The organism is Acinetobacter sp. 789_lipA (assembly GCF_058242845.1).
The window spans coordinates 1,447,095-1,466,584 of the sequence record NZ_JBZAYS010000001.1 but is presented as its reverse complement, the minus strand read 5'-3'; the positions used below and the strand labels follow the sequence as shown (position 1 = coordinate 1,466,584).

Genomic DNA, 19,490 nt, shown 5'->3' with positions numbered 1-19,490 from the left:
TCTTAGATTCTGTTAAAAGCTCATATCGTTTTAATATCGATATGAACACCTAGACAGTTTTTAGATTTTAAGTATCTGTCCAAACGACTTATTTCGAACAGTTTTATGCTTTGAACAACCGTTAAAAGTTTTTATCAACCTTGCTGGACAAATACTTATCGATCTAGAAACTAAAATGCAGTCTGGAATTTAATTCCGCCCACCCATGCATTTTCACCATTTTTATATGCGCCTACATGGCGGATATATTGGATATTGGGACGAATGGTTAACCAGTTGGCTGCATGAATACCGTAGTAAATCTCGGCATCATACTCTTCACCTTGTAAACGGGCTTTGACGCTGTTATTGACAATATTCGCGTCCTTGACATCATCATTGATATTAATACGGGCTAGGCCAATCGCGATTTCATCTTGAGGGCGAGCATCAAAAGCACCTTTATAGACCAAACCAATGTTCTGCATGTCGCGAACCGTATTGGTATCTGAATCATGTAGTGTGAGATTCACAAAAACTGTCAAACCGCGCGCAGCATCACCGTGATGTGCTGTGAGTTGCTGCTTGGCAACAACCCAGCCGCCTTGTTTATGTGAGGTTTGCTGTGGGTTTTGAATGTCTGTGGCATCTGCCGAACTGTAGTAATAACCTGCACGATATTCGCCGGGTAACTTATTTATACCTACAGCAGGTTGCCACACCACTTCAGCAGGAATAATGGCCCCCTGCGAACCGTCGGTACTTAAGTTCCAGCCTTTGCCACGTTCTAAGTTTTCAGGGTTATATTCATACACCCCGACTTGTGCATACAAATCTGGCCGAAGGTTATATTTGACTCGCGCAGCCCATTGGCTGACAGGCCAATTGTACCACTGGCCACCGCCCCAGTTACCAACTTGAGAGCCACAGAGCGCAAGGTTTTGGAAATCACAGTCGAAACTATTGAAGTCTTCACCTTCACCAAAACGACCGACTTTAATGTCTAACTTTTGATCCATGAACTTTTTCTTAATCCACAAATCGGTTAAACGCCACGTCTGTCCACGTCCCCACACTTCTTGAGTGGAACTTAAATGCCCATCTAAAGCATAGGATGTTTGAGAAAGTGAACGCCCATTGCGTTCGGTAATGGTGATTTGAGCCTCAGTATCCTGCCAGCCCAAAATCTTGTCTAAATCAAAGTGCGTACCAAATGCAAACTGGTCTGCATATTCGGTACCATGACTTGAAGAATGTGAGGCATCGAGCAACGTTGCCATTTCACCCGTATAGCCAAAGCTAAAGTCGTAGCCTTTTTGTTGCAATGCACTGCGCTGACCATTCCAATCACCCAGCATCCAAGGGCTTTCTGCCTCAAAGGCATTTGCAGCATACACACTTTGAAAGCAGCAACTGAGCGCTAAGAGACTGAGGTTAAAACACCAACTTCTTTTACATTTATTCATAATTGGTGACCTTTCTTACAAAATTACAACTAATCGATATGATACGCTTTATTTGTATAAAAACCCATTTTATGACGTTTTGTTGTTTTAAATCTATCCAAATTATCGTTATATGATATTTATAAAGAATCAAAACCAAGTGGTTTGCCTATAAATTCATATCTTATTTTTGAACGTGAAAACTTAATTGGACAAGCTAATTGTTGTTCGCTTTTTGTACTGCCCTCTTGTAAAGGTACAGAAACCACCCACGCACGATCTTTAGCCAACTGCGAATCGAGTGCTTCATCCAACTTTAATACAGGCTCAACGCAGACATCTTGCTGCTGAAAAATTGCGTTCCACGTGGCAAAATCTTGAGTTTTAATTTTGTCTTTTATTGCTTGTTTCACCACCTGACGGTCATCAGTTGCCAGAGAGGCCCCTTTTTCAGCCACAATCGGCAACTCTAAAATCTGGGCCAGCCCATGTAAAAACTGCGGCTCTAAACTCCCAATCGATAAATAACGTCCATCTTGCGTTTCATAATAGTCATAAAAAGTCGCACCATTGAGATAGCTTTGCTCAGGCCCTTGTTTTTCCTGTCCTGCTAAGCTCGCAGCTGCGGCCATGCTACTGAGCCCCACCACACAGTCGGTCATAGAAATATCAATATACTGTCCCAAACCACTCCGCTGTCTTTCAATCACTGAAGCTAAAATTCCAATCACACTATGCAAAGAGCCGCCTGCAATATCCGCAATTTGAATCCCCATTGGTGGTGGTCCACTGTGCTGTCGGCCACTATGTCCCGCGATACCTGACAAAGCCACATAGTTGATATCGTGTCCTGCTTTATTTTGATACCCTCCTGTTTGCCCATAACCCGTAATGGAACAATAGATCAAGCGCGGATTAATTTCAGATAAGGTCTGATAGTCGAGTCCCAATCTTTGCATCACGCCTGGACGGAATTGTTCAATTACAATGTCATAGTCTGAAATTTTCGATTTGATCAGTTCAATATTGGCAGGATCTTTCAAATCAAGAGCGACAGCATGTTTATTTCTGTTGAGATAACTATGTGCAGTGGCCTGTCCATTGGCATAAGGTGGCATTAAACGGATCAGATCTGGGCGGGTTGGAGACTCGATGTGGATCACTTCTGCACCTAGGTCTGCTAAGTACATTGTTGCAAAAGGTCCAGGTAAAAGTGTAGAAAAATCGAGAACTTTCAATCCTTTCAATGCCATATCCATGTTTATTTTCTCTTTTTATGTTGATTTTTTAGCTATTTTAGAAATATAAAAGCAACAAAACAATGTCATGTTCAGCCATTTACCTTGATCATTTCGGCAATTTAACATGTAAAAAGGCAAAAAACTTTAGTGTAAATTGCCTAAAATACTTTTTTTAGCGTCATTTAGGTCAAACGCAAGTGAATATAAAAGAGACTGAAGGATTAAATATGAGCCGCGATACCATTAGTATCCATTTCGTCAATGCGGCTTTAACTGGCGTAAAACGTCTCGGCATGGATGTCGAAACATTACTTTCTCACGTAGGGATTGAGGCAGAACTGCTGCGTCAACCTAAAGCCCGTATTTCTCCAGAACAATATACTCGCTTCGTTAAAATGTTATGGATGGTGACCCAAGACGAACATGTTGGCTTCGATAAGCAACCACGTCGTTTAGGTACGTTTGCCATCATGTGTCAGTTGATTATTCATGCCAAAACCTTAGGTGATGCTTTAGAACTGTCTTCACAGTTTTATAAATTGTTTGGTGATGAGTGGTCGGTGACCTTAGAACGCGACAAGCACGAAGCTCGTCTTGTTCCTCAGATTCCAAAATCGATGGATCCAGATCACTTCATTACCGAAAGTATGCTGATGATTTGGCACGGTCTCGCGTCTTGGTTGATTGAACGTCGTTTACCACTAGAACGTGTACACTTTGGTTATGAACGTCCGACTCATGCAGATGAGTACGATGCCCTGTTCTTCGCACCTGTGATGCAGTTCGACATGCCGCGTACTGAAATCACTTTTGCGGCAGATTATTTGGACTTACCAATTCGTCAAAATGAAGAAACATTAGAAGAGTTTTTAAAAGCCGCTCCTGCACAGTTGTTGGTGAAATTTAAAAATACAAACTCACTCACTTCACGTATTCGTGATGTATTGAAGAGTCAAATTGGTGAGGAAATGCCAACTCTGAATGATGTGGCTTCTATGCTGTATTTATCTCCACAAACGTTGCGTCGCCGCTTAGCTGCTGAAGGTAAAAGTTACCAAGGTGTGAAAGATGCATTACGTCGTGATGCCGCGATCCACCTACTATTGAACCCAGGTTTGACTTTAGAAGATGTGGCACAGCAAGTGGGCTTTAGTGAAACCAGTACCTTCCACCGTGCCTTTAAAAAATGGACTGGAGTTACGCCCGGTTTATATCGCCAACTACACGGTTATCACTAAATTTTTAGTTTGACGACTGTTCGGCACATTGCTAAACCCAAGATTTCGATCTTGGGTTTTTTTATGCGGCGGATTCAAGCGGCAAGTGCAACAGTATAAAAACCAGCCATAACTTCACTCGGTGTATACCAACCTAGTGTTTTTCTAGGACGATGGTTGAGTGCAAATTCTATCTGCTCTATTTGTTCGTTTGACACGCCATCAAACGATGATGATTTTGGCAGATATTGACGGATTAAACCATTCGTATTTTCATTTCTAGCTCGCTGAATAGACTTGTAAGGATCAGCAAAATACGTCTCTATGCCAGCATCAGTAATTCTTTTGTGTTCGGAAAATTCTTTGCCATTATCAAATGTCACACTATAAGCATGGCTCATTTGTAAACGATCTAATGCACAAGTAATCGTTTGAGAGGATGCTCTTGTTGGCCCTAAATGAACAATATGTACATACAGGCTCTTTCGATCAACGAGAGTCAATAAAGCACCTTTATGATGTTTACCAATCACCGTGTCACCTTCGAAATCTCCTAAACGTTGTCGTTGATCAATGACCTGGTGTCGGCAGTGAATACTTGTTTTATCAATGATTTGACCCCTACGATCCGTGTTTTTGTAACCGCGTTTTCGATATTTCTTCTGATGCCTTAAATGTAGATGAAGTTTACCGCCTTTTGATTTATCTTGATAAATGTACTGGTAAATCCACTCATGTGAAGGTACATCCAGCCAACCGCGTTGTGTTAAAGCACCTGAAATTTGTTCGGGTGACCAGTCCAAACCAATCAAATAATCAATATAAGCGAAGGCAAATGCTGTCATTGATGATGAAGGACGGTACCGTCTTTGACTTGCAAATTTAGCTGCCTGTTGAGCTCTATATCCACGTTGCCCAGTATTTCTTTTTAATTCACGGTAGATGGTTGATCGTGAACGTCCTAATTCCCGAGCAAGGGTAGCGATTGAACTTTTACTTTTCAAAGTAGCATAAATTTCGTATCTTTCATCTTGAGAAAGTTGGGTGTATTTCTTCATTGTGTGCTTTCCAATTACGAGTTGAAAAAGTCTAATGATTCTATGAATACACCTAACTTTTTCAACTAACTACAAATGTGTTGCACTTGGGATTTGAATCTGCGTGCCCAAATCTTCAGTTTATTGGCAAAAAGATTCATCTGACCTGACCCGTTCTAGTCATTGCATCACGGCCATTAATTTGTACACTCAAATGCATAACAACTTAAAAGTCATAAAAAGGAACAGCTATGAGCGAGGCTTATATCATTGACGCCATTCGCACACCACGCGGAAAAGGAAAGAAAGATGGTTCATTGCATGAAGTGAAGCCGATTACTTTACTGACAACATTATTGAATGAACTCAAAGATCGTCATCACTTAGATACGTCTAAAGTAGACGATATTGTCTTCGGGTGTGTCACGCCTATTGCAGACCAAGGTGGTGATATTGCTAAAACTGCTGCAATTGCGGCAGGTTGGGATAATGATGTTGCCGGTGTGCAAATCAACCGTTTCTGTGCTTCAGGTCTTGAAGCTGTCAATATGGCTGCACAAAAAGTACGTTCAGGTTGGGAAGATGTGGTTGTTGCAGGTGGTGTCGAGTCGATGTCACGTATTGCAATGGGTTCAGATGGTGGGCCATGGGCATTAGATCCTGAAACAAATTTAAAATCACACTTTGTTCCGCAAGGGATTGGCGCAGATTTAATTGCAACATTGGATGGTTATACACGTTCAGATGTCGACGCATTTGCAGCAAATTCGCAACGCAAAGCAGCAGCTGCACAAGCTGCGGGTTATTTCAATCAATCAGTGGTTGCTATTAAAGACAAAGCCGGCGTGACCATTTTAGATCAAGATGAATTTATCAAACCGTCAACAACAGCAGATGGTTTAGCAAAACTCAATCCAAGTTTTGAAATGATGGGTGCAATGGGTTTTGATGCGATTGCATTACAACAATATCCAGAAGCACAAAAAATTAATCATGTGCATCATGCAGGAAATTCGTCAGGTATTGTTGATGGTGCAGCACTTGTATTACTTGCTTCCGAGAAAGCAGTCAAAGAACAAGGTTTAAAACCACGTGCCAAAGTATTGGCGACTGCATTGGTGGGTTCAGATCCAACTATTATGCTCACAGGACCTGCACCTGCTGCTCGTAAAGCATTGGCAAAAGCTGGTTTAACGATTGACGATATTGATCTATTTGAAGTCAATGAAGCATTTGCATCAGTGGTGATGCGTTTTATGACGGAATTAAAAGTTCCTGCTGAGAAAGTCAATGTGAATGGTGGTGCAATTGCGATGGGACATCCATTGGGTGCGACAGGTGCGATGATTCTTGGAACTTTACTGGATGAGTTAGAGCGTCAAGGTAAAAAGCGTGGCTTGGCAACATTATGTGTAGGTGGTGGCATGGGTATTGCGACCATTATTGAGTTGGTATAAGGATAATAATAATGAGCGCAATTCAATATTTAAAAAATGACGATGGCATTATTATTCTGACTTTAGATTCTCCGAATCAATCAGCAAATACTATGAATGCAGATTTTCGTGTAGCTTTGGAAAATATTGTTTCTAAACTGAAATCTGAAACTTCTATTACAGGTATTATTTTTCGTTCAGCGAAAAAAACTTTCTTTGCAGGCGGCGATTTGGATGAGTTGATTCAAGCTCGTTTGGAAGATGCCACTCCATTTTTTGAAATGATTCAGAAAATGAAAGCAGAGTTTCGCTATATCGAAACTCTAGGTGTTCCTGTCGTTGCAGCATTGAATGGTACAGCTTTAGGTGGTGGTTGGGAAATCGCTTTAGGGTGTCATGCACGTATTGCATTGAATGATCCTAAAACGAAGTTTGGTTTGCCTGAAGTGACTTTAGGTCTACTGCCAGGTGGTGGTGGTATCGTGCGTATGATACGCCTTTTAGGTCTACAAAATGCTTTTCCATTCTTAATGGAAGGTAAGCAGTTTGGTGTGGATAAAGCAAAATCTCTCGGTTTAATTCAAGACATTGCAGAAACACCTGAAGAGTTGATGGATAAAGCCATCGCTTGGGTAAAAGAACATCCAAAATCACAACAACCGTTTGATGTAAAAGGTTATAAAATTCCGGGTGGTGATCCAAAAACACCTGCGGTTGCGCAAATGCTGGCGATTGCTCCAGCGATGCTACGTGATAAAACCAAAGGTTGCTATCCTGCACCTGAAGCAATCATGGCGGCTGCGGTTGAAGGTGCGCAAGTCGATGTAGATACAGCGCTGACTATTGAATCACGTTACTTTACTTATCTTGCCACAGGTCAAGTTTCAAAAAACATGATCGGTACTTTTTGGCATGGAATGAATGCAATTAAGGCAGGTGCGAGTCGTCCTAAAGACGTTGCAAAATGGCAAGCAAGCAAAGTTGGTGTACTTGGTGCAGGTATGATGGGGGCAGGTATTGCTTACTCTACAGCAATCAAAGGGGTTCCCGTTGTACTGAAAGATGTTTCTGCAGAAAATGCAGAAAAAGGTAAAGCCTATAGCCAAAAATTACTGGATAAAAAGGTCTCCCAAGGTCGTATGACGGCTGAAAAACGTGATCAGGTTTTAAGTCTAATTACAGCTACAGCATCTGCGGAAGATTTAAAAGGCTGTGATTTAATTATCGAAGCTGTATTTGAAAATCAAGAACTCAAAGCGAAAGTCACTCAAGAAGCCGAAGCATTCCTTGTAGAAGGTGGTGTGATGGCTTCAAATACTTCGACATTACCAATTACTGGTTTGGCAAATGCATCGAAAGATCAAGCAAACTTCATTGGTCTACATTTCTTTAGCCCAGTCGATAAAATGCAATTGGTTGAAATCATTAAAGGTAAAAATACCTCTGCTGAAACTTTGGCAAAAGCATATGATTATGTACAGCAAATTGGCAAAATTCCGATTGTTGTGAATGATAGCCGTGGCTTCTTCACCAGTCGTGTATTTGGTACTTTTGTTCAAGAAGGTTTACGTTTACTGCATGAAGGTGTACATCCAGCTCGTATTGAAATGGCAGCACTCAAAGCAGGTATGCCAGTTGGCCCATTAGCCATTCAAGATGAAGTTGCATTAACACTTTCTGAACATGTTGCCAATGAAACCCGTAAGGCGCTTCAAGCTGAAGGTAAAGATTTACCTCGTTCAGGTGCAGATGATGTGATTCAAACGATGATTCATACTTTTGACCGTAAAGGTAAAGCTGCTGGTGCAGGTTTCTATGATTATCCAGAAGGTGGTAAAAAGCATCTTTGGGAAGGTTTGAATCATTGGAAGAAAGATGTAGATATTTCTGAACAAGAAATGATAGACCGCTTCCTGTTTGTACAATCACTCGATACCTTACGTTGTTATGAAGAAAATGTCCTTGAGTCTGTGATTGATGCCAATATCGGTTCGATCTTTGGGATTGGTTTTGCGCCGTGGACAGGGGGTGCAATTCAGTTTTTAAATCAATATGGTTTAGACCAAGCTGTACAACGTGCCAATGAACTTGAAGCGAAATACGGTGAGCGTTTCAAAGCACCGCAACGTCTGGTTGAATCGGTGTCATCGGGTCAGATTCGCTAAAACTTCAATCTTAAAAAAGGGATCTGCTGATCCCTTTTTTGCGCTCTCAGCACACAACAAAATTAACCTGCTGATTCAGCATCTAATTTTGACTTATTTTAGTGCATTCTTTTCAAGCCCGACGCAGTTTTTTGTGTTATAAAGTTACATAGTTTTAGATTTATTCTTATTCAATTGGGCTGTTGCACATGACTGACAATACTTCTCCTGAAAAATCACCATGGGGTTGGAAAGCACTGATTATTGCTTTCATTTTAAGTGGAATTTTCTTAGGTATCTTCTACCTTGCGATCACCAATGAGCCTGACTATATGCCAAGTCAACAAACGCAGCAAAACTCTCAGCAACATGCCTTTAAAAATGCGCCTGCGATGTCTGAAGAAGCCATGGCCAAAGCGCAAGCGGATAAAGAAGCGCGTGAAGCAAGAGCTCAAGCAGCTTCTGAAGATACCACAGAACATGCAACCGCTGATGAGCACGGTATGAATGCCGATGAACACGCGAAAATGTCATCTGAACATGGTCACTAATATACTGTGACTAATAAAAAAGCCCTGAAAGATCAGTAATGCCAGTCAGTTAAGCAAAAAAAGTTAAAATGCTGTAAAAAGAGCGTATGTAAATACGCTCTTTTTTTATGAATTTATCTCAGAATCTAGATTTAACATTAAAACAAACCTTACCTTCACTTTCACAATTCGTAAGCGTCCGCTGAACACACCTTATGAATTCGTCCTATAAGCCTTAATTTAGTCCTCACTTAAAAACAAGTGGGAACTTAAATTTATGACTACAAATAACCAGACATCCATCGCATCTCTTACGATAAAACGAAGAACATATAGTGCTGAATTTAAACAGCAGATCGTTCAGGCGTGTAAAGCATCGGAGGTTTCAATTGCTTCGGTCGCTTTGCAACATGGATTGAATACAAATCTTGTATCCAAATGGATTCGCTTAATTGATGCTAAGCCAGGGAATGATCGCTCACTACTACCGAATAAACCTGCATTTATTGCCTTATCTTGCTCCGCACCATTAGATCCTATCCCTACTGGCATGTTAACGGTTCAAATTACTTTACCCCACTCAAAAGCAGAAATTGGCTTGAAATGGCAAGTATCAGAAATATCTGCTTTAGCAGAATTACTCAAGGCACTTACAACATGATCCGTATCGATGAAATCTGGTTGTCTACTCAGCCCATGGACATGCGTGCAGGTATGGATACGGCCATGGCTCAGGTGGTGAGAGCCTTTGGCTACATCAAACCGCATTGTGCTTACCTGTTCTGTAATAAACGTGGCCATCGCATGAAAGTGCTGGTACATGATGGACTGGGGATCTGGCTGTGTGCTCGGCGGTTGGAACAGGGAAAATTTCACTGGGCTAAAGTTCACCAGGGTGAAAGCGTAGCCCTCAGCCCAGAACAGTTACAGGCACTGATCCAGGGTTTGCCTTGGCAGCGCATTGGACGACAGCAAGTGGTCACAATGCTCTAAACTAGCTTGGTCCAAGTTGCTATTCTCCAAACGTTCTATTTCATTCTTCTCATGACCTCAGGCATACTGCGGTCATGAATACACTGCCTGATTTAAGCCAACTGACCCATGAACAACTGCTGGAATTTACTAGACAGTTGGCAATGCAACATCAGTCTCTGGCACAATCAAACCAGCAATTAGATGCCAAAGTTCAGCATCTTGAAGTATCCAATCTGCAATTAGATGCCAAAGTTCAGCATCTTTCCATTCTCAATCAAAAATACGAGCATGAACTTGCGCTGTTTAAAAAGCACAAATTCGACAGTAAAAACGAACATCTCACCGCAAAACAAATCCATCTCTGGGATGAAGCGGTCGAAGAAGATATTGCCGCTGTTGATCTGGAACTGGAACGGCTGAATGCAGATAAAACTGATGCAGCGACACACAAAGCCACAGTCAACAAACCTAAACGTCGACTGCTGCCCGATCATCTACACACCATCCGTATCGAGCATGAACCAACATCAACCCAATGTGCTTGTGGCTGCACCTTGCGTCGTATCGGCGAAGATATCAGTGAAAAACTACATTTCAGACCGGCACAGTTCTATAAGGAACAGCATGTGCGTGGCAAATGGGTCTGTGATCAGTGTGACACACTGACTCAGCAAGCGATGCCCGCCTATGTGATTGATAAAGGCATTGCCAGTCCTGAACTGCTTAGCCATGTGTTGGTCTCGAAATACGCAGATCATTTACCGCTGTACCGTCAACGTCTGATCTATCAGCGGGCGGGAATCGAGCTTTCTAGATCAACTTTATCTGACTGGATAGGTCGCTGCGGTGTAGAACTGGAACCTCTGGCCAATGCTTTAAAAGAGGTGGTGCTGCAACAGCGGGTGATCCATGCCGATGAAACGCCGGTCACCATCATGCGGATGAGTGATGATGAGAAAAAACCGAAGAAAGGTTATGTCTGGGCCTATGCAACAACCCAATATAATCCAATTCAAGCCGTGATTTATGACTTTCAGGATAGTCGTTCAGGCCAGCATGCTGAAGTGTTCCTGAAAGACTGGCAGGGCCATCTAGTCTGTGATGATTACAGTGGTTATAAAGCACGCTTTAAATCAGGCCAAGTCATTGAGGTGGGCTGCATGGCGCATGCTCGTCGTAAATTCCATGAACTGCATGTGACCAAGAAAAGTCAGGTCGCTGAACAGGCCTTAGTGCTGATTCAGAAACTGTATGCCATAGAAGCAGAACTCAGGAGAAAGACCGATGGTACAGCAGAACAGCGCCGCGAATACCGACAACAGCATAGTCATCCGGTGATGCAACAACTGTATGAATGGCTCAACCAGCATCAACTGACGGTGCCATCGAGTTCTCCAACCGCCAAGGCCATCAATTACACTCTGAAGCGTTGGCCAGCTTTAAGCCGCTATCTGGATGATGGCAATCTACCGATTTGCAATAATTGGGTGGAAAACCAGGTGCGGCCTTGGGCGTTGGGACGTAAGAACTGGTTATTTGCAGGTTCGCTGCGTAGTGGTCAGCGAGCGGCAAACATCATGACTTTAATCCAGTCAGCAAAGCTGAATGGGCTGGATCCGTATGCCTATTTAAGTGATGTGCTGAAAAGATTGCCGACCCATAAAGTGACCCAAATAGAAGAATTGCTACCACACCGCTGGAAATCCAACTCAAATTAAAAAATAGACATGGGGTTCAGCGGACGCTTACCACAATTCAGTGAATTGATTGATTTAAACTGGATTGAAGATTGCTTAGACCAAACAGGTAAAGCATCAATTCGAAAAAGAAAACTGCCTGCTGAACATGTTGTTTGGCTGGTAATCGGACTTGCTCTATTTCGAAATCAACCGATTTGGTATGTGGTTCAACAATTGCAACTTGTTTTCGGTACGGCAGAATACTGTGTACCGAGTGCATCCGTACAAGCAAGACAACGCTTAGGCTTAGAACCCATGAGTGCTTTATTTTCGACATTAAGTCAGGCATGGTTTAAAGACTCACAACAACAATATAGCAACTTTCACGGTCTATGCGTTTGTGCTGTAGATGGTGTGGTTTGGTCTATGCCTCATACAGAAGAAAACTTTAAGCACTTTGGTTCATCCAAAGGCAAAACAGCAGCTGCACCTTACCCACAAGTTAGAGCGACTTGCCTGGTGAATACCAATACCCATGAAATGATTGATGCCCAAATGGGCAGTATGGATCAAGGTGAATTAACCTTAGCCAGTCAATTAAAAGCACCAGTTCGCAGTATTACCCTATTTGATCGTGCTTACTTCTCTGCTGATTTTTTAGTGAGCTGGCAATCTCAGGCAGAAGAGAGTCATTGGTTGATGCGAGCAAAGGACAACCTGCGTTATGAAGTGATTCATCATAATGCGGCCCATGACTTTCAGATCAAAATGCCTGTTTCAGCAAGAGCAAAAAAGATAAATCCGTCATTGGGTGACTATTGGGAAGCACGTTTAATTGAAGTTGAATATGCAGGAAAAATAAGACGTTACATTACATCATTAACAGATTCTAAAGTTTATCCATTCAAAGACCTTGCAATGCTTTATATCCAGCGTTGGGAAATAGAAATGTGTTATCGGGAAATTAAAAGTGATTTACAGGATGCAAGGATTTTAAGAAGCAAACAACCTGATTTGGTCTATCAAGAATTGTGGGGGGTATTTATTGCATATAATATCTTAAGAAGACAGATGAGGTTTATCGCTGAACATGCAAAGGTGAGTCCTTTAAGGATCAGTTTCCATGTTGCATCTATGAGTATTATCAATATCTTAAGGCACACACCTTTAGAATCAGCAGGAAACCTACCCAAACATTTAGCGCAATTATTTGAACAATCTAAAATATTTGTATTACCTGAAAAAAGGCAAAGGCAATGTCCGCGAGTAGTGAAAATTAAAGCACAAAAATATCCAAGAAAATGCCAGTCAATTTCTTAACTGACTGGCATTACTGAAAGATCAGGGCTTTTTTATGGATGATAAACGCATATGAATATGCGGAATGCCACAATCCAAATACTCCTCACCCTCTTGCATAAAGCCCAAAGCCTGATAAAACGCTTGCGCATGCACTTGAGAGGACAAGACTAAAAATGGACGCTGTTGCTGTTGGGCATATGCAATCACCGCCCGCATCAGTACTTTGCCCACGCCCAAACCACGATGGGACTTCAAAACTGCAACACGACCAATACTATGATTTTGCAAAAGTCGTGCGGTGGCGATGGCTTGATCTTGTTCATAGACCACAAAATGAACTGCGATTTCATCTTGCACATCCCATTCATCTTCAGCAGCAATGTTTTGCTCTTGAATAAAGACCTGCTCACGAATCATTTTCGCAGCCTGTTGCAACTCTTCCCATGTTCCATTCGTAATTTTCAAGCTTGGCATTTTCATTTCTCTATAAATCATCTCTGTATTGGTCATTGCACTAAAAAGTGATGTTCAGATCAGCATTTACACCCTACATCTTGCTGATCCCATTGATCATTCAACAACAATTCCAGTGAATGTTTTTGAATACCATACATCTCTTTCAAGGCTTGAATTTGTGCCAAGACAGCAACATCGGGCGCTTGATAATCCTTACGCTTGGTTGCCAAAATCATTTTATTTTTGCTGGTATGCTCAAGTGCTACAAACTCAAACACTTTGGTTTCATAGCCATAGGCTTTGAGTAATAAGGCACGAATAGTATCGGTCAGCATTTCAGCTTGCTGTCCTGCATGAATGCCAAACTGCAACATGGGTTGCAACACGAGCGGAGCTTTCAGCTGGGGGCGTAATTCTTTATGACAACACGGCGCGCACATGATCATTTCAGCATTTAAACGAATGCCGGTATGAATCGCAAAGTCCGTCGCGACATCACATGCATGCAGCGCAATCATCACATCGAGGCGTTCAGGTTGGTACGTCCGAACATCACCCTGAAAAAAATCAAGTTGCTGAAAATCCGACTTGTTCGCAACCTCCTGACAGAATTCCACCATCTTGCTGTTTAGCTCAACCCCAGTCACAAAAGGGTTCAGATCTTGCTTCAGCAAATAATCATACAAAGCAAAAGTTAAATAGCCTTTTCCTGAGCCAAAATCGACCACGCGCAGTTGTTCAGGCAGCTGAATATGACTTAGTGCCCCTGAGAAAATTTCGACAAACTTATTAATCTGTTTCCACTTACGCGCCATACTGGGAATGATCTGCGATTTTGCATCGGTAATACCAAGCGGCTGTAAGAAATAACTGTCTTGATCCACAAAACGCTGTTTGACACGGTCATGGCCTTGCTGCTCAACAGCTTTGGTTACCGTTTTATGTTTACTTTGCGTCAGCATGGCTTTCTTCTTGTTCTTCTTCAGTTGCAACTCTTGTTCAGTTGTCATCAAGTTGGCTTGTTTACACTGCGCCAAAAGTGCAGTTACCGTAGCAAGTGCTGTGTCTAATGAATAATTTTTGGTGACATCTTGGGTTTTATAACGATATAAACAGCTCAATACAGGCTGTCCTTGCAACATGACGACTCGAAAAGTCATCTTCTCGAGTTGCTCAAGTTCACCCTGATATTGACTCAGAATCATCCGATCAAAACTTTGAGATTCAAGCGCTTGCTGGAAGGCTTGAAGGAATTGCTGCTCTTGTGCAGAGGACGATACCGAAACGGTCATAATAGAAACCAAAAAAAGAATTGCGATTAAATTTTAAAGCGTCTTACGCTAAATGCAAATTTGAATTACGATACAGTTGTATATTTTATAAAAATGCACATGACTTATGAGCGCTCACCCTATTGTAAACTACGATCCTGTTGAAGAAAGAATCAATTTTATTAGCCATGCTATTGGAGCAGCTCTTGCACTCATAGCTGGTATTTTATTGATTATCAAAGGGTCTTACTTAGAAACAGCGCAGTGGATGGGGCTGTGGGTCTATGCTTTGAGCCTATTTTTATTATTTGCCGCATCAAGCTTGTATCATTTTGCGGAATCTCCAGAGCGTCGCGGCTGGTATAAAAAGTTAGATCACACTGCCATTTATTATCTGATTGCGGGAACCTACACTCCATTTTTGTCTATCGCACTGCCCACGCAAAAAGCTCATTACCTACTCATTGCACTTTGGGTGATTGCACTCATTGGTACACTATTCAAGTTAGTTTTCATTCATCGCTTTGAAAAAATTTCACTGATTGCTTATCTGCTTATGGGTTGGCTGGCTGTGCTGGTAATGGATGATATGCAACGTTTTTTATCTAAACCAGCTTTGACTTTTTTAATCATTGGTGGACTTTCCTATACCATCGGTGCATTGTTTTATGCGCTAAAAAAGGTAAGATATACGCACGCTATCTGGCATATTTTTGTATTGATTGGTGCAGGATCACATTTCCTGTCCATCTATCTTTACGTGATATAACCCGCGCACACTACATTTTTTAGTAACCCTAATTCCGTAGTCTGCCCGAGGAACATTCGTATTTTTTTAAAAAATTACGCCTTTTTTAAAAAGATGACGCTTTTAAAACTCAGTTCGACTATTTTTTAAGTGTAAGGTCTACCATGGCGTCATTAAATACTGCTGTTGCTGAACAGCAGCATGTAAACTCAAAATTCCGCGTACTTACAGCCAGTCTAGTAGGTACAACTATCGAATTCTTCGATTTTTATATTTATGCCACTGCGGCTGTCATTATTTTTCCGTATCTGTTCTTTCCAACAAGTACCGATCCAATGACTGCAACCATTCAGTCTTTGGCAACCTTCGCGATTGCCTTTATTGCACGCCCGATTGGCGCTGCACTCTTTGGACATTTAGGTGATCGTATCGGCCGAAAGGCGACCTTGGTTGCAGCTTTGCTGACCATGGGACTTTCAACCGTGTGTATCGGCTTGTTACCCACCTATGCACAAATTGGAATTGCCGCACCATTACTGCTTGCGCTGTGTCGTTTAGGTCAAGGACTCGGCTTAGGTGGTGAATGGTCGGGTGCGGTATTGCTTGCCACGGAAAATGCACCTGAAGGTAAGCGTGCTTGGTATGGCATGTTTCCCCAACTAGGCGCGCCGATTGGCTTTATCTTAGCAACGGGTTCATTCTTAACGCTGGGTCATTTTATGACTGAAGAGGCGTTCATGACTTGGGGCTGGCGTATTCCTTTTATCTCAAGTGCGTTATTGGTGATTGTAGGTCTGTGGATTCGTTTACAACTCCATGAAACTCCCGCGTTCCAGAAAGTTTTAGACAAGCAAAAAGAAGTTAACATTCCATTTAAAGAAGTGATCACCAAGCACTGGGGCATGTTGATTTTAGGTACCATTGCAGCCATCTGTACCTTTGTGGTGTTCTACCTCACGACAGTATTTGCTTTACAATGGGGTACCAAACAGCTGGGTTACACCCGTGAACAGTTCTTACAACTTCAACTGGTCGCAACCCTCTGCTTTGCTGCATTCATCCCTTTGTCTGCAGTTTTTGCGGAAAAATTTGGTCGTAAAACCACCTCTATTGCAGTCTGTATTGCTGCGGCGTTATTTGGTTTAGTATTCTCAAGCATGTTGGAATCAGGCAGTACCCTTGTTGTGTTCTTATTCCTATGTATTGGTTTATCCATCATGGGTTTAACCTATGGACCAATTGGTACCGTGCTCTCTGAAATTTTTCCAATATCCGTTCGTTATACAGGCTCAGCACTGACCTTTAACCTTGCGGGGATCTTTGGAGCATCATTTGCACCTCTCATTGCCACTAAGCTTGCAACCACCTACGGTTTACACGCAGTGGGTTACTATCTCACGGCGGCATCGCTTCTGTCTTTATGTGCGTTCTTAATGATCCGTGAAACCAAAAATGATGATGTAAATAATCAAATTTAACCCTGAATTTGATGTCTAAAAACCAGCACAATGATGCTGGTTTTTTTATACCAATGCGTTAACAAACGCTACAAAAACCATATTTAAAATCTGTCGTTTTACTTCAAAAATAGAGAGAGATACAGATGAATAGGACCGAAAAATGGATGAAAAAATACAACAACTCACCAATGAACAACTCCTTGATGTCATCGTATTATAGCCAAATACTTAAAAATATAGAACAATAGAAACATGGGATATTCAAAAGATTTTAAAGACAAAGTCATAGAAATTATGACTAGAGATAAAATGTCTGTGCGAAAAGCAGCACAGCATTTTAACATCTGTATACAGACGATTCAGAATTGGAAAAAGTCCACTGTAACTAAACCTATTCCTGGTCGCCCAGCTAAAATTAGCAAAGAGCAAATATTGAATGATGTTGAACAATATCCCGATGATTACATCAGTGAACGGGCAGAACGTTTTGGTGTCAGTACACATGCAGTATTTAATGCGCTACATGCTGCAGGAATATCGCGTAAAAAAAGACGTTAAAGCACCCTAAAGCAGATCAAAATCAACGTCGGCAATTTCAGAACTTGATTGAATGTTTAGAACAACAATTACCACTGGTTTATATCGATGAAAGTGGTTTTCAAAGCGAAAGTACGAGATCGCATAGTTATAGCCCTAAAGGAGCGCGAGCTGAAGCTGAATTTAACTGGCAGTTAAAAAATTGTAGCAATGCGATTGGCGCATTAATCGAAAATAGATTGCTTACAGTTGGAGTATTTGATTGTTCAGTGAATACCGAGGTATTTGAATGCTGGATTGAACAGGATTTATTGCCAAAGCTGAAAAAAACCAGTGTATTGATTATGGATAATGCCACCTTTCACAAAGGAACAAGGCTTCAGGAGTTGATACGTTGTGCAGGCCATTACATTGTGTGGCTTCCTAAATATAGCCCGGACTTAAATCCTATAGATGAACGATATATCGTGCAAGGTGGTCACGAGTAAAAATGATTCGCAATAAATTTAGAGTTAAAGATATTGATAAATTGTTTAAAGATTACTGTAATGATTTATTTAGTATTTAGCTATAGTTGAAGAAAATAAAATTATTCAAGCCATTCAATACATCGCCACACATACCGCTTTTCAATACGATGATGCACAAGAGATCGTGACTGAACTCACGAAGCGGCATGATGCTGCACTAAAAAGCATGTATCGCCATAAACGACATCAACAACCACGCATATCAACCGCTGAACTAAGACACCACAGCTCCCTTGTGTCTGAAGGACGGAGCTTTACACAACAACAGCCACAAAGCCCGCATAGCACAGCAGTGAATAACCTCGATGCAATACAAGACCTACAAGCGCTTCATACAAAAAATCACAACCTTTGGATCGTCTTGGCTGTGGTCATTTTGGTTTTAAGCTTTATTTTTTATTGGTTCTAAACCCAACTTAAATCAGTTCAATAATATCGATCGTCGGTGGTACGCGAAAACGAAACGGCACACCCACCATGCCTGTTCCAACCGTGACAAACACATCCGCATGTTCATGTCGGTACAAGCCTTTTTTGTGTCCTAATATAGATACTTTTTTCATTACATAGTCTGTGAGCCATGGCAGTTCAACTTGACCACCATGGGTATGACCCGAAAGCATTAAAGGACGGCTGGGTAAAGCGGGTATCATATCGACCGTGTCTGGATTGTGCGATAAGATGACCCATGGTTTGTCCTGCGGTAAATGCGGCATAAAACGCATATCCGCCTTACCTGCCCACAAATCTCCGACTCCAATCAAACGAAACTCTTCAAATTCAACAATCTGACCTTCAATATCAATCACATTATTCACCTTCAAAGCATGTCTTAACAAATTTTGAATCGGCGGGCCTGGATATTGTTCATCATGATTGCCATTGACCGAATAGACTGGCGCATTAATTTCTTGCAATACTTCTAATTCTTCTGCCAGTGTATTTTCAGGTTCATATGTCCAATCCCCTGCAACCACCACCAAATCAGGTTTTTGTTCATTCAGTCGTTTGACGATTGTTTTCAGTTGTCGCTCATGCCCTGAAAATAGACCAATATGTAGATCGGCAATTAAGGCAATACGAACAGGTTTGAGTAATTTATAATCTTCTTGGATTTGATATTGAGTGGTTTTGACATGTACAAAATGCGGTTCGATGAAACGTGCATAACACAGCACACCACTAACCAAAAACACAAAAATAGCTTCATGCCATGAATAATAGCCCTGAAAGCCGGCATATAAGCTAAAGAAAAACAAAGGAATGAGTAAATAAGAGAGATAAAAAGCCAACAAATGCACAAAGGCTTTAAACGGATGAATAGTCTCCGTATTGGTTTGACTGATCCATGCCTGATACACCGCCCACCCCGCAAGCAAGGCCATCGCAATATAAAAATAGAACACGACGGAGTGTATATTCATCATAGACTTTTACTCACAAACTGTTCATCAAGAACACATAATCTTCTGTTTATCTTTTCACAGCTCAGAATTATACTCA

The 19,490-nt window shown here is 41.6% G+C and carries 19 protein-coding genes; 13 read left to right on the top strand and 6 right to left on the bottom strand.

Annotated features, from left to right (window positions below; translation table 11 throughout):
• Nucleotides 1-170 precede the first annotated feature (170 nt).
• Both AC4CUZ_RS07075 and AC4CUZ_RS07070 read right to left on the bottom strand, forming a co-directional pair.
• Nucleotides 171-1,445 (bottom strand): carbohydrate porin, encoded by a 1,275-nt coding sequence (locus AC4CUZ_RS07075; protein WP_490747418.1) that lies wholly within the window; start codon nt 1,443-1,445, stop codon nt 171-173.
• 119 nt (nt 1,446-1,564) lie between these two features.
• Nucleotides 1,565-2,683: a CaiB/BaiF CoA transferase family protein gene (locus AC4CUZ_RS07070; RefSeq protein WP_490747417.1), complete on the bottom strand. Its 1,119-nt coding sequence runs from the start codon at nt 2,681-2,683 to the stop codon at nt 1,565-1,567.
• 209 nt (nt 2,684-2,892) lie between these two features.
• Between AC4CUZ_RS07070 and AC4CUZ_RS07065 the strand changes: the two genes are divergently transcribed.
• Nucleotides 2,893-3,903 carry an AraC family transcriptional regulator gene (locus tag AC4CUZ_RS07065; protein ID WP_004695134.1) on the top strand — a complete coding sequence of 337 codons (1,011 nt, stop codon included), beginning with the start codon at nt 2,893-2,895 and terminating at the stop codon, nt 3,901-3,903.
• A 74-nt stretch (nt 3,904-3,977) separates the two neighbouring features.
• Here the strand turns inward: AC4CUZ_RS07065 and AC4CUZ_RS07060 are convergent, their stop codons facing one another.
• Complete coding sequence (locus tag AC4CUZ_RS07060; RefSeq protein ID WP_004691346.1) at nt 3,978-4,940, bottom strand: IS30-like element IS18 family transposase; 963 nt, start codon at nt 4,938-4,940, stop codon at nt 3,978-3,980.
• A gap of 230 nt (nt 4,941-5,170) precedes the next feature.
• On the opposite strand from AC4CUZ_RS07060, the gene AC4CUZ_RS07055 reads away from it, so the two are divergent.
• From AC4CUZ_RS07055 to AC4CUZ_RS07025, 7 genes are all read left to right on the top strand, one after another.
• A complete protein-coding gene (locus AC4CUZ_RS07055; RefSeq protein ID WP_490747416.1) occupies nt 5,171-6,376 on the top strand; it encodes an acetyl-CoA C-acetyltransferase in 1,206 nt (401 codons plus the stop codon).
• 11 nt (nt 6,377-6,387) lie between these two features.
• Nucleotides 6,388-8,520 carry a 3-hydroxyacyl-CoA dehydrogenase NAD-binding domain-containing protein gene (locus AC4CUZ_RS07050; protein ID WP_178928397.1) on the top strand — a complete coding sequence of 711 codons (2,133 nt, stop codon included), beginning with the start codon at nt 6,388-6,390 and terminating at the stop codon, nt 8,518-8,520.
• 188 nt (nt 8,521-8,708) lie between these two features.
• Nucleotides 8,709-9,050 (top strand): hypothetical protein, encoded by a 342-nt coding sequence (locus AC4CUZ_RS07045; RefSeq protein ID WP_178928396.1) that lies wholly within the window; start codon nt 8,709-8,711, stop codon nt 9,048-9,050.
• A gap of 256 nt (nt 9,051-9,306) precedes the next feature.
• Nucleotides 9,307-9,690, top strand: coding sequence for an IS66-like element accessory protein TnpA (tnpA, locus tag AC4CUZ_RS07040; RefSeq protein WP_043974824.1), 384 nt, complete (start codon nt 9,307-9,309; stop codon nt 9,688-9,690).
• The gene (gene tnpB / locus AC4CUZ_RS07035) at nt 9,687-10,022 is read left to right on the top strand and encodes an IS66 family insertion sequence element accessory protein TnpB (protein WP_004642106.1); all 336 of its coding nucleotides are present in this window, start codon (nt 9,687-9,689) and stop codon (nt 10,020-10,022) included. The genes tnpA and tnpB overlap by 4 nt, the downstream gene beginning before the upstream one ends.
• Nucleotides 10,023-10,096: 74 nt before the next feature.
• Entirely contained in the window at nt 10,097-11,722 is a 1,626-nt protein-coding gene (gene tnpC, locus AC4CUZ_RS07030; RefSeq protein WP_490747142.1) for an IS66 family transposase, read from the top strand.
• A gap of 9 nt (nt 11,723-11,731) precedes the next feature.
• Entirely contained in the window at nt 11,732-13,003 is a 1,272-nt protein-coding gene (locus AC4CUZ_RS07025; RefSeq protein ID WP_490747415.1) for an IS4 family transposase, read from the top strand.
• A gap of 21 nt (nt 13,004-13,024) precedes the next feature.
• Here AC4CUZ_RS07025 and AC4CUZ_RS07020 read toward each other — a convergent pair whose 3' ends face one another.
• Both AC4CUZ_RS07020 and AC4CUZ_RS07015 read right to left on the bottom strand, forming a co-directional pair.
• On the bottom strand, nt 13,025-13,459 hold the full coding sequence (locus AC4CUZ_RS07020) for a GNAT family N-acetyltransferase (RefSeq protein WP_178928395.1): 435 nt from the start codon (nt 13,457-13,459) through the stop codon (nt 13,025-13,027).
• A gap of 59 nt (nt 13,460-13,518) precedes the next feature.
• Nucleotides 13,519-14,733 (bottom strand): class I SAM-dependent methyltransferase, encoded by a 1,215-nt coding sequence (locus AC4CUZ_RS07015; protein ID WP_125274298.1) that lies wholly within the window; start codon nt 14,731-14,733, stop codon nt 13,519-13,521.
• Nucleotides 14,734-14,839: 106 nt separating this feature from the next.
• Here AC4CUZ_RS07015 and trhA point away from each other — a divergent pair, with 106 nt between their 5' ends.
• The 5 genes from trhA (at nt 14,840) to AC4CUZ_RS06990 (ending at nt 18,396) form a co-directional block, all read left to right on the top strand.
• Nucleotides 14,840-15,481, top strand: a complete 642-nt coding sequence (gene trhA, locus AC4CUZ_RS07010; RefSeq protein WP_178928394.1) for a PAQR family membrane homeostasis protein TrhA — start codon at nt 14,840-14,842, stop codon at nt 15,479-15,481.
• A 143-nt stretch (nt 15,482-15,624) separates the two neighbouring features.
• Complete coding sequence (locus tag AC4CUZ_RS07005) at nt 15,625-16,938, top strand: MFS transporter (protein ID WP_178928393.1); 1,314 nt, start codon at nt 15,625-15,627, stop codon at nt 16,936-16,938.
• A 234-nt stretch (nt 16,939-17,172) separates the two neighbouring features.
• Nucleotides 17,173-17,478, top strand: coding sequence for an IS630 transposase-related protein (locus AC4CUZ_RS07000; RefSeq protein ID WP_131230730.1), 306 nt, complete (start codon nt 17,173-17,175; stop codon nt 17,476-17,478).
• A gap of 44 nt (nt 17,479-17,522) precedes the next feature.
• Nucleotides 17,523-17,945 carry a transposase gene (locus AC4CUZ_RS06995; RefSeq protein ID WP_131230732.1) on the top strand — a complete coding sequence of 141 codons (423 nt, stop codon included), beginning with the start codon at nt 17,523-17,525 and terminating at the stop codon, nt 17,943-17,945.
• 166 nt (nt 17,946-18,111) lie between these two features.
• Nucleotides 18,112-18,396, top strand: coding sequence for a hypothetical protein (locus AC4CUZ_RS06990; protein ID WP_490747414.1), 285 nt, complete (start codon nt 18,112-18,114; stop codon nt 18,394-18,396).
• 7 nt (nt 18,397-18,403) lie between these two features.
• Here AC4CUZ_RS06990 and AC4CUZ_RS06985 read toward each other — a convergent pair whose 3' ends face one another.
• Nucleotides 18,404-19,414: a metallophosphoesterase gene (locus AC4CUZ_RS06985; protein ID WP_010327455.1), complete on the bottom strand. Its 1,011-nt coding sequence runs from the start codon at nt 19,412-19,414 to the stop codon at nt 18,404-18,406.
• Between the last annotated feature and the right edge of the window lie 76 nt (nt 19,415-19,490).